Source organism: Saccharophagus degradans 2-40 (assembly GCF_000013665.1).
In the GTDB taxonomy this organism is placed as follows: domain Bacteria; phylum Pseudomonadota; class Gammaproteobacteria; order Pseudomonadales; family Cellvibrionaceae; genus Saccharophagus; species Saccharophagus degradans.
Genome location: NC_007912.1, coordinates 2,184,054 through 2,196,606 on the forward strand (window position 1 = coordinate 2,184,054; position 12,553 = coordinate 2,196,606).

Sequence of the window (12,553 nt, forward strand, 5' to 3'; positions counted from 1 at the left end):
ACATATTGACGCGATATGGCAATTATTATGAGTCTGCTTTTTGTATGTGTTCGAGTAGGGCTTTGGTTTTGAATATACCTTCTATTTCGCCCTCTTTGTCGCCTTCGTACTCAATGCCTACCCAACCCTTGTAGCCTGCGTCTTTTACTATTTTCATCATGCGATAAAAATCGGTTTGTACGGCATTGCCATTTTTATCGAATTCAAACGATTTAGCGCTTACGGCTTTTGCCCAAGGCATAAGCTCTGCAACACCTTTGTAGCGATCGTAGCTTTCGCCGGTTTCCCAGTTTGTTACAAAATTACCAAAATCGGGCAGGGTGCCAACGCGTGGGTGGTCGGCCAGTTTCATTACCCCAGCTAGCCATTGGCCATTTGAAGAGAGGCCGCCGTGATTTTCGACAAGTACATTTAAGTCAAGTTTGTCGCAGTAGTCGCCTAGTTGATGCAGGCCATCGGCGGCACTTTTCATTTGCTCATCGTAGCTGCCTACGCTGCGCGCATTGACGCGAATAGAGTGACAACCTAATGCTTTTGCCATATGTGCCCAGCGATGATGTTTTTCGACGGTGAGCTTGCGCTCTTTTTTATTACCTGCACCTAGGTCTCCTTCGCGATCCACCATTATCAGTAGGCTCTCAACACCTTCGCTATCGGCTTGGTTTTTGAGGTTTTTTATTAATGTGTCGCTATAGGTGTCGTAGTAAAACTGATTAACATATTCAATGCCGCGTATGTCGAATACCTGCTTGGCAATGTATGCAAAGTTCTCTGGCTTGGCGACGCCATTTTTAAATGCGCGATGCAGCGACCACTGGGCGAGAGAAATTTGGAAAAAGGGGTGTTTGTGATGGCCTGCAAGTGCAGGAACGACGCTGGTACTTGCCGCTAAAGCTGCTGCCCCTGAGGCGAGTTGGAACATGTGACGTCTAGATATGTGTGCCATAGTAACTGTCCATTTTGTTTATTATTTCGCAGGGTAGGCGAGGTAACTGCCGACTTGGCTCTAGCTATTTAACATAAAGCTTTAACAGTGCTCCAAGCGAATGTTTTACGTTACTGCTGCGCTTTACCTTAGCTGGTTGTGCGTAGTTTCGCCAGCCCTTTGCGCGGAGCCGAGTAAGCAGGTTTAACATTTCAGATAAGCATACTGATAAACAGGTAAATATAGAGTCGTTAATGCCTCGGTTGGCTAGAGTCCTGTGGCTTAGGGGTTTACAATGGCTGCCCCAAACTGTGGTAGTGGTTAGCCTTTTTGAATCATCCAGAAGTGAATGTAAAACAAGGCCATTTGCGGCGCTTTCTAATTGCCCATGGCTTGGCAGCTATTACGGTGGGTATCCACCTTGTGCTGCTGTCTTGGTTGTCGGTTGGGGTTTTACATTTATCATCGGCGTATGTCGGCTGGGTGCAGGCCGCTGCGCTCATTCCTAGTTTATTTTCTATTGTGTTAGCGGGTGTTTTAGCCGATAGGCACAACCCAGCTGTGCTCATGGTGGCGGTGCAGCTTACTTTGGCTATTACCTTTGCTGTGTTTGCGTTTTTGCTGCACGCCGACAAATTAACTTTCGCTTTTCTGTTGGTGTATGGCGCTTTAGTAGGCAGTTGTAACGGCTTGGTTCAGCCCGTACGAGAAAAGCTACTTATGCAGCTCGATACCGTTGTGTTGCAACGCAAAATATCCAGCGCTAGCGCCGTTCAGTTTAGTTGCCAAGGGGCTGGCGTGTTGTTGGTAACCCTAAGTGTGTATTTTGATATGGCCTTGCTACTGGGGTTGCAGGCGATGTTGTCTGTATTTGCGGCTATTTTTTACAGCTCTTTGGTGCGAGCGAAAGCCAAGCCCCGCCCACCTGAAAACTCCGTGTGGCGCGAGCCGCTAATTTTGCTTCGCCAAAACGTGGGTTTGCGGCAGTTGCTTTGTTTGGCTGCGTTTAATGGCTATATGCATTTGGGTGTGTTTGTAGTGGTGCTGCCAATACTTGCACGCGATGTGTATGCGCTTAATTCACAGGCGTATGCGTTTTTACAGTTTACTTTTGTAGTAGGCATGATTTTGGCCAACATTCGCCTGCTGTATACGGAAAAAGTTCGCTTTCCTGGCCAAGGTGCTTTGTTTAGTTTGCTGTATACGGGGGTTGTAGGTGTTGCGCTATCGCGACAGCCAACGTTAGTAGGCTTGTATTTGCTGGTAGGTGTGTGGGGATGGGTTGCCGGTAACTCTGCGGGCTTATCGCGTATTGTGTTGCAATCGCTTGTGACTTTTAGCATGAAAGGCCGAGTGATGGCGCTCTATCAATTTATTTTATTCGGCATGGCTCCGCTAGGCGCATTGGCTGCGGGTTATGCGCTGCACTGGTTTAGCCTGCCAACGGTTTTTATAGTAATGAGTGTTTCAAGCGCTTTACTATTTGTGTTGTTTTTATTTAGTAAAACGCTTTGGGCTGTTGAGCAGGCAGAGTAGAAGTGCCATAGAGAGACTGTAAATTAAGCTACAGCTATCTTACAGTGCGCCTTGAAACGCGATTAAGCTGGCCGTAACGGCAACATTTAACGATTCCACATTGTTTAACATCGGAATACTCACGTGTTTATTACAAATTGCGCGCACGTCACTCGAAAGCCCTTCTGTTTCGTTACCTAAAACAAATACCTTGGCACCGGTTAAAGGCTCTTCGCCTAAGGTGTGAGGCGCATTGGCGTCTAGCCCAATAATATCCGCGCCACTTTCGGCGAATGCTTTTAAGCAGCTTGCGAGTGTTTTGCAGCGCAAAATAGGGGCGCGAAACAGCGTGCCTGTGGATGCCTTTATCACCAGCGGGTCGAGTTTGGCGCAGCCTTTTTCTGGCAATATTATTGCGTTGATGGGCGAGGCGCAGGCCGAGCGAATAATCATGCCAACGTTTTGAGGGTTGGTAACACCATCGAGCGCTAAAATTCGGTAATGCTTTTTATTGCTGCTTAAAAAAGATTGGTGGCTTTGAAAGCCTTTGCCAATTACATCTGCCGCTACGCCTTGGTCCTGCTTGCTGTTTTTAGATATGCGCGAGAGTGCTTGTTTATCGTGATAGCACACTTCTATGCCGCGTTTTTTGGCGAGTTTTACCATGTCGTCCAATATGGCGGCGGGCTTGTTGCTATCTGCCAAGTGCAGTTTGTGTATTTCTAAACTGTTATCTTGCAGCACCTCTAACACGGGTTTACGGCCGTACACAGTAAGCATGCGGTTATAGAACTCTTTGCGTTGCAAGTATTCGGCAGAATCTTCAGTCATGCTTGGCCTGTGCTATTTGGTAATTGAAGTTTGGAGGCGCAAAATACCAGAAAAAGGGCGATAACCACAGGTTTTTTGAAGGTGCTGGGCAGGGGAAAGCAACACAGCTTAGTTAGCTGCGTTGCTCTGGATTAGTAGCGTAAAAATTAATCGTTAACGGTGAGCAGTGCTCTTAATACGTGTGCTCTAGAAATAAGCCCAACAAGCTTGCCATTATCAACAACAGGGTAATTCTTGGGGGGGCCGTTAGCCATGGCTTCTGCAATGGTGAGTATGGAGGTATCTGGCGTTACGCTCTTTAAATCTGTACGCATAATAGCGCCGATTGCTGCGGATTCATCATAGTAAAAGGCATCGTTTAATAGTTGCCGGATGCAGTCGTGCTCTGAAATAAACCCCACTAGTGTTTTAGAGTCGTCAATAACTGGTGCCCCAGTAATACCTTCGTTGACGAGTACTCCAATGGCTTCGCGCACACTCGCTAGCTGATTAATAGCGTGTGGATTGCGATCCATATAGTCACGAACCAAAATTGAATGCATAACACCCCCTGTTTGCCTTTTATTTAACCCGTAGGTTTCCGTTAAGGTTTTTAGCTTATTTTAAGCCTAAGCGAGCTTTTGGTGCGGTATATACTGCTAACGACTAAAAGCCCAATTAGGTTGGAGCTATGTGCAAAATACAATGCAAGTAGGGTGCCTAATTAGAGATTCGTTAGTATGGAGACTAGCGAATATCAAGATTTGGGTAACCCTACGCTTTTAGTTTAGTCGCAAATTGCGCGGTATGCTGCAACAGCTTCGCTATAACCCATTAAAAGTGCATCAACGGTTAAAGCGTGACCAATGGAGACTTCTTGTAGGCCTGGAAGTTGGCTGTAGAGGGGAAGATTTTGAAGGTTTAGATCGTGACCAGCGTTAATACCTAGCCCGCATAAAAGCGCTGCTTCAGCTGCGGCTTTATGTAATAAAAACTGTTGCTCGCCTTCTTCTTTATTGCGCCCAAATGCCCATGCGTAGGGGCCTGTGTACAGTTCTATGCGATCTGCACCAATTTGTTTGGCGAGGGCAATTTGCTCTGGGTCTGGGTCCATAAATAAGCTTACACGCGCGCCTAAACTGTGCAGCTTTTCTATTAATGGTATAAGCCTTTCGCCGTCTGTTTTTAGGTCGAAACCGTGATCTGAAGTTTTTTGTGCATCGTTATCTGGCACAAGCGTACATTGCTCGGGGTTGGTTTCGGCTACTAGTTCAATCAGGCCTGGGTAGGTGCCACGGGCTGGCGCAAAAGGGTTGCCTTCAATGTTAAATTCCGTGCGAGGGTACTCTGTTCTTAGTGCTGCTAAGTTACGTACATCATCTGGGGTGATGTGGCGTTGGTCTGGACGAGGGTGTACGGTTAAGCCAGCCGCGCCAGCATCTAAGCTGAGCCTGCCAAAGGCGGTTACATCTGGGTAGTTACCCTCGCGTGAGTTTCGTATAAGAGCAATTTTGTTGAGGTTAACGCTTAAATCTATTGCCATTAGTTTAAAGCCTTTTTGCTTTTAAAATGCGTACTGCAAAATTGGGGGCATCTTTGTGGTTCTTGTAAAGGCCTCTTGGTTCTTTCACAATTTTGTCTAATACCTCGAAACCCGATATAACTTTAGCGAACACCGCGTAACCTGGTCGTCCGCCTTGTGGGTCTAAGTGAGCGTTGTCGTTAATATTGATAAAAAATTGCGAGGTGGCGCTATCCGGGTTGGATGTACGAGCCATGGATAATGTACCTATGGTGTTTTTTAAGCCATTATCCGATTCGTTTTTAATCGGGCTGAGTGTGGGTTTGTTTTGAAAGTCATAGGTTAAGCCGCCCCCTTGAATAACAAAACCAGGGATTACTCTGTGAAATATGGTGCCATCGTAAAAACCTGAATCGACATACCCTAAAAAGTTTTCAACGGTGATAGGGGCTTTTTTAGGAAAAAGCTCTAATACAATCACACCGAGATCGGTGCGCAACTCGACAGTCGGGTTACCCTGTTTGGTGTCGGCTGCGTAGCAAAGCGTTGCACTACATAAAAGCAAAATTGCGATAAATCGAGTAATTAAAGGCATAGTTTTAGATTCAAGCAAAATTCAAAATATGTGTATGGTTGAGTATGGGTGATTAATCGACGAGCTAGCAATAGGGCGCTAATGTGCCCAATCGGAATACCCTTTTTTACGTTTAATCATGGGTAAAATAACCGCGAGCAGCATGCCCAAAATTAGCAGGCCAGCCCCATAAAACATAAAGTTAAGCTCTTGGCTGTTAATAAGTTGCTCGTTTTCCGCTTCTAGGGAATCTCTTTCTGTTTTTAGTAGCTGATGTTTTTCAAGCAAGTCTTGATAGCGCTTTTCGAGGTTAATTGCATCTTCGGAGAGGGTTTTAATTCTTTCTAACTCACTTTGGGCTGATGATTGTTCTTGCATTGCTGCGGACGCGGATGATTTTAAGCTAGCATTTTCTTGGCTTAGCTGCTTGGCTTCTTCCGCTAGGGAGGCATTTTGTTTTTTTAGCTTAGCGAGTTCGGTTTGCACTTTGGCAAGTCGGTCGCGAGCGGGTTCTTCGTCTACCAAGTATTGGCTTCTAATCCAGCCCTCAATGCTATTGCCTGTACGCACAAAGGCCCATTCGCCGTCTTCGCTGTCCTCTAAATGCGTTAACGCCGTGCCGCTTTTCATAGATGAATTAATGATGCGGTATTGGTTACCTGCGCCGCTGCGTAAAGGCACGTAGAGAATATCTGAGATATAAACAGTTTTTGCTGCAACTTGGCTGCTGGTTGCGAGCGAAGCAATTAAAGCGCTACAGATTAATAAGCACCTAAGTGTGCGAGTGTTAAGCTGCTTAGTTAGAGAAATAACTGCGCTATTTAATGTTGCTTTCACGTTTAGTTCCGCCTGTTCTCAAAGTGAGTATTTTTAATAATTGGTAAAAAGTGGCCTAGGGTAATACTTTTTTGAATGGCTTAACGGTAACTCGTTCATATACGCCAGCTTTAATGTAAGGGTCGCTATCTGCCCAGCTTTGTGCGTCTTGTAGGCTGGCGAATTCTGCAACTACCAAGCTACCGGTAAACCCAGCGTCGCCAGGGTCGTCTGACTCAATTGCAGGGTGGGGGCCAGCTAGTATCAAGCGGCCTTCATCGCGCAACTCTGTTAATCGCGCAATATGGTCGGCTCGTGCGGTTTTTCTTAGGGGTAAGCTGTTGGGTACGTCTTGGCTGATTATTGCAAATAGCATGTTGGATCCATTTCTTTCTTTATTAATTGACTTGAGTGCGTATTACTTTTTGTCTGTTTCTACGTCTTCCATTCCGTGCATAAGGTCTTCCCAGCGCAAGCCGGTGAGCTTTTTAATGCTGCGAAACAAATAAAATAAGGTGGCCATTAATACGGTCATTGCGGGAATGGTAATTACAGGGAAGCTAAGGGCTGTCATTCGGCCAAGTTCAATGACCGACTCTTCAGAACCTGCAGGGCTTACCAGTAAATATTTGGCCAAGCCGTAGTTAAGTACTGATGATAAGAAAAAAGAACAGGCAATCATTACCGATGCGCGGGTTAATGTTTGCTCGAACTCTTTAACTTTGTTGTTCTGCTCTAGCGCCTTGGCTACTTTATCAACCTGCAGTATTTTGTCGTTGTACAGGAATGTGCGCACTATTGGGTACTTGGTTTTGAGGGAAAGCAGTGTAGCCAAACCAAGTATTCCCGGAATTGCAGCTTCTTTTATTGCTATGTATTGGGTGTCTAGCTTTAACAACATAAAGCTACCGGTAAGGGCGATGCTGAACACCCCTAATGCAGAAAAAACGTTAATTTTGCGTGCGCGGAAAAAGTCAAAAATACCGTACAAAATAGGGAAAGACAGAGCAATAACAATGCCTGCCTGCGGGCCGAGATGGCTTTCGCCACTGTATTTCGTCAGAATGATGGTAGGAATGACGATGTTGAGCGCAATATTAAGAAGCAAATTCTCCTTTTTGGGCTCCTTGGTCTCTGAGGGGGCTATTGGGGCAGTTGCTGGTTTAGAATCGTTCATTTATTCACTAATTGTTAAATTAAGAGTGGTTATCCACTCGGAAAGACTATGACGCCTATCTACGATTTGCACTGCCACAGTTTTTACTCGGACGGTATTTTAAGCCCTAATGATCTGGTGTCGAGAGCTAAAGCACACAATGTATCTTATCTGGCGTTAACGGACCATGATACCACCCAAGGCATCGCAGTGGCGCAAAAGGCCGCAAAAGATGAAGGTATAGACCTAATTCCCGGTATAGAGTTCTCTACCCAATGGTATGGCCGCGGTATTCACATTGTGGGGTTGAACATCGATTTAGACGCCGAGTCTCTTATTAATGGCGTGGCCAAGCAAGAGAACTCTCGTGAGCAACGCGCACGTGCTATCGCCGAAAGGCTTGCCGCAAAAGGCTATGATGGCGCTTACGAAGGCGCTCAAAAATACTCCGGTAGCGAATTATTAGGCAGGCCCCACTTTGCCAAATATTTGGTAGAAATAGGCGCTGTGAAGAGCGTTGCTCAAGCTTTTAAACGCTACTTAGGTGCTGGAAAGGTAGGCGACGTGAAGCAAATGTGGCCCGATTTCGACGAAGTGATTGGCTGGATAAAAGGCGCAGGTGGCGTAGCGGTGCTTGCCCACCCAGATAAATACGATATGACGCGCACCAAATTACGGTTGCTTACCGCCGACTTTGCAGAAGCGGGTGGCGAGGCCATTGAGGTTATTAGCGGTAAACAAAAAGCTGGGTTGGCGGCTGATATGCAGCGCATTGCCGATATGTTTGGCCTTCACTCCTCCTGTGGTAGCGATTTTCACAGCCCCGGTCAACCGTGGCAGGAATTAGGCGCATTCGAAGCAATGCCAAAAAACGCAAGACCAGTGTGGGAATTTTGGAGCACTTAGTGCAAACTACGCGGCTAACATAATCTAGCTAAAAATTACTGGTCTAAGTACCAAGTAGGGCAGTTAAGCCAAATTTTTTCGTCGGTCATTCAAGTATGACAGCGGGCACTGGGGGCAATTGAAAAATTGAAAGCCTAGTGCAGCTGCTTTGAGTGGTGTAAAAACGGTCTGTTATTGCAAGGGCTATACAAGCCAAGCGGTATTACTATAAGAGGAATGGGAACGTGGCGCAGTTTTTCTCGATTCACCCAGAAAACCCTCAGGCGAGATTGATTTCGCAGTCGGTTGATATTGTTCGACGTGGAGGCCTTATCGCTTACCCAACGGATTCTGCCTACGCATTAGGCTGTCATATTGGCGATAAGCTTGCCCTAGATCGTATACGCGCTATTAGGCAGCTAGATAAAGATCATAACTTCACTTTAATGTGCCGAGACTTGTCTGAATTGGCTAACTACGCCAAAGTCGATAATGCTGTGTTTAGATTGATCAAAAGCCATACGCCAGGTGCTTACACTTTTATTTTACCGGCAACGTCTGAAGTGCCGCGCCGATTAATGCATCCCAAGCGTAAAACCCTTGGTTTGCGTGTGCCTAATAACCCTATCGCTTTGGCGTTAATGGATGCCTTGGGTGAGCCGTTAATGAGCAGTTCGCTTATTTTGCCAGGCGATACCGTGCCTCTAACCGACCCTTATGACATTCGCGAGTCGCTTGAGCACCAGCTAGAGCTAGTGATAGACGGTGGCTACTGTGGGATGGAGCCAACTACGGTGGTGGATTTGACGGGCGATGAGCCTGTGGTAACCCGCGTGGGCTGTGGCGATCCCTCGCCGTTTACTTTCTAGGCTTGCGGCTATAAATACTGGCGGCTGGCCTAGTGGTGTGGAGATTAGTGCATCCACACGTAGCCCCGCTGGCCACAGTACCGCTATAATGCGCGGTTATAAAATTCGCCCATGCTAGGGGCGGGAATAAATTGAACAATATTGTATGGCTCGTTCTATGTGATAGGTACGAGTAGATAAACCATCTGGAGTAATAGCTTGTCGGGTACAGAAGAAAATACAGCAGATACGGAAGAGCTCGTATTGACTCAAGAAGTGATGCCCGAAGCAGGTTCTCAAGAGGCTGTAGCGAGTGAAGCAGATTCCGAGGCGCAACCGCAAGCAGAAGGCGCAGCCGAGCCAGACGCAGAAGACCCCCATTCGCCAGAACAGTCTGAAATGCCCTTTGCGCTTGTATATGGCAAGGCGTTTACCAATTTACCTAAAGATCTATACATACCGCCAGATGCATTAGAAGTTATTTTAGAATCTTTTGCTGGCCCGCTCGATTTATTGTTGTACCTAATTCGCAAGCAAAATATCGATATTCTTGAAATTGATGTTTCCGCTATTACCCATCAATACGTGGCATACGTTGAAATGATGGAAGCAGTGCACTTTGAGTTGGCTGCTGAATACTTGGTAATGGCCGCAATGCTCGCTGAGATTAAATCGCGCATGCTGCTTCCGCGATCTTCCGATAGCGAAGAAGAGGAAGAAGACGATCCACGTGCTCAACTTATCCGACGCCTGCAAGAGTACGAGCGCTTTAAGCAAGCAGCGGAAGATATAGATGAATTGCCGCGCTTACACCGCGATACGCAAATAGGCAAAGCTAAACCACCTAGCAGAAGCTCTACGCGCCCAGACCCAGACGTGGATATGCGCGAGTTAATGCTGGCGCTTTCGGACGTACTGCGCCGAGCGGATATGTTTACCAGCCACCACGTCGAGCGCGAGAAATTATCTACCCGCGAGCGTATGGCGCAGGTGCTAGATCAGCTAAAAGGGCGCCAATTTGTGCCATTTGTTAGCTTATTTACCGTAAGTGAAGGTCGTTTAGGGGTTGTGGTAACCTTTTTGGCGATCATGGAGCTTATTAAAGAATCGTTATTGGAAATGGTGCAAACCGAAGCGTTTGGCCCCATTCATGTTAAAGCGCGCGGCGAAATTAGCGAATAATTGACCGAAAAGCGGAATTGTTGAGAGTCATGAGCGAAGAAAACATACAGCTACAAAATATTATCGAAGGGGCTATTTTGGCCGCTGGCGAAGCTCTTAGTATCGATAGAATACTGAGCCTGTTCGATGAAAACGAGCAGCCAGAAAAAGACGACATCAAACAAGCTTTGTTGGCAATACAAGAAAAGAACGCAGGTCGTGGCTTCGAGCTCGTAGAGGTTGCTAGCGGTTGGCGTTTTCAGGTGGTTGAAGATATCGCCATGTGGGTGAATAGATTGTGGGATGAAAAGCCGCAAAAATATTCACGTGCGCTACTAGAAACCCTTGCGTTGGTCGCATACAGGCAGCCAATTACCCGTGGTGACATTGAAGATGTGCGCGGTGTGGCTGTGAGCTCTCATATTATTAAAACCTTGGTAGAGCGGGAATGGGTGAAGGTAGTAGGACATCGCGACGTGCCTGGTCGACCTGCGTTGTACGCAACTACTAGGCAATTCTTAGACTACTTCAACTTAAAAAGTTTGGATGAACTACCCACGCTTGGCGAACTTAAAGATATTGACGGTTTAAATGAAGATTTAGCCTTCGAAGAGGCCGTTGAAGCGAGCAAGACTGAAGATTTAGCCGAAAGCGATGCACAGGAGCAAGCTGCCGACGAAGCGCAACAAGCCGCTGCTGGCGAAGCTCCAGTAGCTGAAAATCCCGAGACAACTGCTGAGAAAGGCGCAGCTGACGAAGCCGCAGTAGAGTCTGAGACCTTAAGTGACGATTCAATGGATGATGAATTGGCTGAGGCAGATACTGACGCTGGCATTGAAAACGAAAATGAAACTGACGGCTCTGAAACCAGTGAATTGGAGCAAGATCAGGAACAAGTAGCGTCGGCTGCTGCCGAAGAGCATGATGCAGCGGAAGAGACAGAACAGCTTGACGACGCAGATACAGACTCGGCAGCGTCGGATGATATTGACGAAGATGAAACGTTAGCAGAACAAGATTTAAACACTTCTGAGGAAGCCGACGCGCCAGCCAGTGAGCTTGACGAATCTCAAACGCTAGAAGAGACATCAGAAGAAAAACTCGACTAACCTTTCACTGTTAGTTACGCCGAATGGCAATCTTTTGGCCAAATGGTTTACTGCCATTTGGCCCATAACACTTAATAGGTAAATCTCCTTTTGAAAACAACAGACTCAAGTCCGCAGGACGAAAAATTACAGAAAGTATTGGCGCGCGCAGGCCAAGGCTCGCGCAGAGAAATGGAGCGCGCAATTACTGAAGGGAGAGTGAAGGTAAACGGTGTGGTTGCGACGCTTGGCGACCGCGTGACTGAGTCAGATAAGATTCAGGTTGACGACCAATATATACGAGTGAAAAAGGGCGAGGCCGACACAACACGGGTTATTTTATACAACAAACCAGAAGGCCAAATTTGTTCGCGCAACGACCCAGAGGGCAGGCCAACGGTATACGATAATTTACCCCGCTTAAAAAGTGGGCGCTGGATTTCGGTTGGTCGTCTAGATTTCAATACCAGTGGCTTGCTGCTGTTTACCAACGATGGCGAACTAGCTCATAAGCTGATGCACCCAAGCAGTAATATCGATAGAGAATACTTGGTGCGAGTGCAGGGCGAAGTGGATGGCGATATGCTGCAGCGTTTGCGCGATGGTGTATTGCTAGAAGATGGTCTGGCCAAATTTACCGATATTGTACCGGGTGCCCAAGAGGGTAGTAACCGCTGGTTCTATTGCGTTGTAATGGAAGGTAAAAACAGAGAAGTGCGCCGCCTGTGGGAGTCGCAGGAGTGCCGTGTAAGCCGCCTAAAGCGTGTGCGTTATGGCAACATATTTATTCCATCCAATGTGCGTGTAGGGCAATGGATTGAGCTAGAAGATAAAGAGCTAAAAGAGCTGTGCCAAACTGCAGATATTCCCGTGCCAGATCGCAAGTTTTCTGCGGGTTTACAAGATTTTAGAGATCGTCAGCGCCGCCGCTTGGAATCCCCAGGCTCTAAGCGCAGTAGTAGGCCAAACACTAAGGTGCCTGATGCTCGATCTAGGCCTTCTTCAGCCCATTTTGACCCTGAAGTAACAGTAGGCAAAGCTGCTACACCTAACGCACCTAAGGCAAGGATGAATACGCGAAGCGCGCCAAATTTTGATAATGGCAGTGATACGCGTCAGCCTAAGCCGCGCCAACAAGCTTCGAAAAAAACGAATTCTCGCAATAAAGATAGACGGGATGAATTTGATGTATTCACAGGTGAGCTAGGCACCAACCGCCGGTCTGATAAGGCAAAGCCAAGCGCTAATCGCGG

The 12,553-nt window shown here is 47.0% G+C and carries 13 protein-coding genes and 1 pseudogene; 6 read left to right on the forward strand and 8 right to left on the reverse strand.

The annotated features are described in order from the left end of the window. Window positions 1-25: 25 nt before the first annotated feature. Window positions 26-946 (reverse strand): sugar phosphate isomerase/epimerase family protein, encoded by a 921-nt coding sequence (locus SDE_RS08940; protein WP_011468189.1) that lies wholly within the window; start codon window positions 944-946, stop codon window positions 26-28. Between the two features lie 309 nt (window positions 947-1,255). On the opposite strand from SDE_RS08940, the gene SDE_RS08945 reads away from it, so the two are divergent. Then, complete coding sequence (locus tag SDE_RS08945) at window positions 1,256-2,461, forward strand: MFS transporter (protein WP_041324493.1); 1,206 nt, start codon at window positions 1,256-1,258, stop codon at window positions 2,459-2,461. 39 nt (window positions 2,462-2,500) lie between these two features. On the opposite strand, the gene SDE_RS08950 is transcribed toward SDE_RS08945, so the two are convergent. The 7 genes from SDE_RS08950 to SDE_RS08980 form a co-directional block, all read right to left on the reverse strand. Further along, the gene (locus tag SDE_RS08950; RefSeq protein WP_011468191.1) at window positions 2,501-3,271 is read right to left on the reverse strand and encodes a TrmH family RNA methyltransferase; all 771 of its coding nucleotides are present in this window, start codon (window positions 3,269-3,271) and stop codon (window positions 2,501-2,503) included. A 146-nt stretch (window positions 3,272-3,417) separates the two neighbouring features. After that, window positions 3,418-3,813, reverse strand: coding sequence for a CBS domain-containing protein (locus SDE_RS08955; RefSeq protein ID WP_011468192.1), 396 nt, complete (start codon window positions 3,811-3,813; stop codon window positions 3,418-3,420). Window positions 3,814-4,037: 224 nt separating this feature from the next. Next, window positions 4,038-4,793, reverse strand: a complete 756-nt coding sequence (locus tag SDE_RS08960) for a pyridoxine 5'-phosphate synthase (RefSeq protein WP_011468193.1) — start codon at window positions 4,791-4,793, stop codon at window positions 4,038-4,040. Window positions 4,794-4,797: 4 nt separating this feature from the next. Then, a complete protein-coding gene (locus tag SDE_RS08965; protein ID WP_011468194.1) occupies window positions 4,798-5,367 on the reverse strand; it encodes a peptidylprolyl isomerase in 570 nt (189 codons plus the stop codon). Window positions 5,368-5,445: 78 nt separating this feature from the next. Beyond that, entirely contained in the window at window positions 5,446-6,183 is a 738-nt protein-coding gene (locus tag SDE_RS08970; protein WP_011468195.1) for a TIGR04211 family SH3 domain-containing protein, read from the reverse strand. 55 nt (window positions 6,184-6,238) lie between these two features. Further along, window positions 6,239-6,538, reverse strand: a complete 300-nt coding sequence (locus SDE_RS08975) for a YciI family protein (protein WP_011468196.1) — start codon at window positions 6,536-6,538, stop codon at window positions 6,239-6,241. Between the two features lie 42 nt (window positions 6,539-6,580). Further along, window positions 6,581-7,339 carry a VC0807 family protein gene (locus SDE_RS08980; RefSeq protein ID WP_011468197.1) on the reverse strand — a complete coding sequence of 253 codons (759 nt, stop codon included), beginning with the start codon at window positions 7,337-7,339 and terminating at the stop codon, window positions 6,581-6,583. 48 nt (window positions 7,340-7,387) lie between these two features. Here SDE_RS08980 and SDE_RS08985 point away from each other — a divergent pair, with 48 nt between their 5' ends. From SDE_RS08985 to rluB, 5 genes and pseudogenes are all read left to right on the forward strand, one after another. Further along, window positions 7,388-8,224, forward strand: coding sequence for a PHP domain-containing protein (locus SDE_RS08985; protein WP_011468198.1), 837 nt, complete (start codon window positions 7,388-7,390; stop codon window positions 8,222-8,224). 224 nt (window positions 8,225-8,448) lie between these two features. Beyond that, the gene (locus tag SDE_RS08990; protein ID WP_011468199.1) at window positions 8,449-9,072 is read left to right on the forward strand and encodes an L-threonylcarbamoyladenylate synthase; all 624 of its coding nucleotides are present in this window, start codon (window positions 8,449-8,451) and stop codon (window positions 9,070-9,072) included. A gap of 198 nt (window positions 9,073-9,270) precedes the next feature. After that, window positions 9,271-10,233, forward strand: a complete 963-nt coding sequence (locus SDE_RS08995; RefSeq protein ID WP_011468200.1) for a segregation and condensation protein A — start codon at window positions 9,271-9,273, stop codon at window positions 10,231-10,233. Between the two features lie 29 nt (window positions 10,234-10,262). Then, the gene (gene scpB, locus SDE_RS21900; protein ID WP_011468201.1) at window positions 10,263-11,321 is read left to right on the forward strand and encodes an SMC-Scp complex subunit ScpB; all 1,059 of its coding nucleotides are present in this window, start codon (window positions 10,263-10,265) and stop codon (window positions 11,319-11,321) included. 90 nt (window positions 11,322-11,411) lie between these two features. Continuing rightward, window positions 11,412-12,263, forward strand: a pseudogene (gene rluB / locus SDE_RS09005) (23S rRNA pseudouridine(2605) synthase RluB); the annotation flags it as partial. Window positions 12,264-12,553 lie beyond the last annotated feature (290 nt).

Coding starts and splice junctions, on each gene's coding strand:
- SDE_RS08940 (WP_011468189.1), bottom strand. CDS start 946: ATGGCACACATATCTAGACGTCACATGTTCCAACTCGCCTCAGGGGCA.
- SDE_RS08950 (WP_011468191.1), bottom strand. CDS start 3,271: ATGACTGAAGATTCTGCCGAATACTTGCAACGCAAAGAGTTCTATAAC.
- SDE_RS08955 (WP_011468192.1), bottom strand. CDS start 3,813: ATGCATTCAATTTTGGTTCGTGACTATATGGATCGCAATCCACACGCT.
- SDE_RS08960 (WP_011468193.1), bottom strand. CDS start 4,793: ATGGCAATAGATTTAAGCGTTAACCTCAACAAAATTGCTCTTATACGA.
- SDE_RS08965 (WP_011468194.1), bottom strand. CDS start 5,367: ATGCCTTTAATTACTCGATTTATCGCAATTTTGCTTTTATGTAGTGCA.
- SDE_RS08975 (WP_011468196.1), bottom strand. CDS start 6,538: ATGCTATTTGCAATAATCAGCCAAGACGTACCCAACAGCTTACCCCTA.
- SDE_RS08980 (WP_011468197.1), bottom strand. CDS start 7,339: ATGAACGATTCTAAACCAGCAACTGCCCCAATAGCCCCCTCAGAGACC.
- SDE_RS08985 (WP_011468198.1), top strand. CDS start 7,388: ATGACGCCTATCTACGATTTGCACTGCCACAGTTTTTACTCGGACGGT.
- scpB (WP_011468201.1), top strand. CDS start 10,263: ATGAGCGAAGAAAACATACAGCTACAAAATATTATCGAAGGGGCTATT.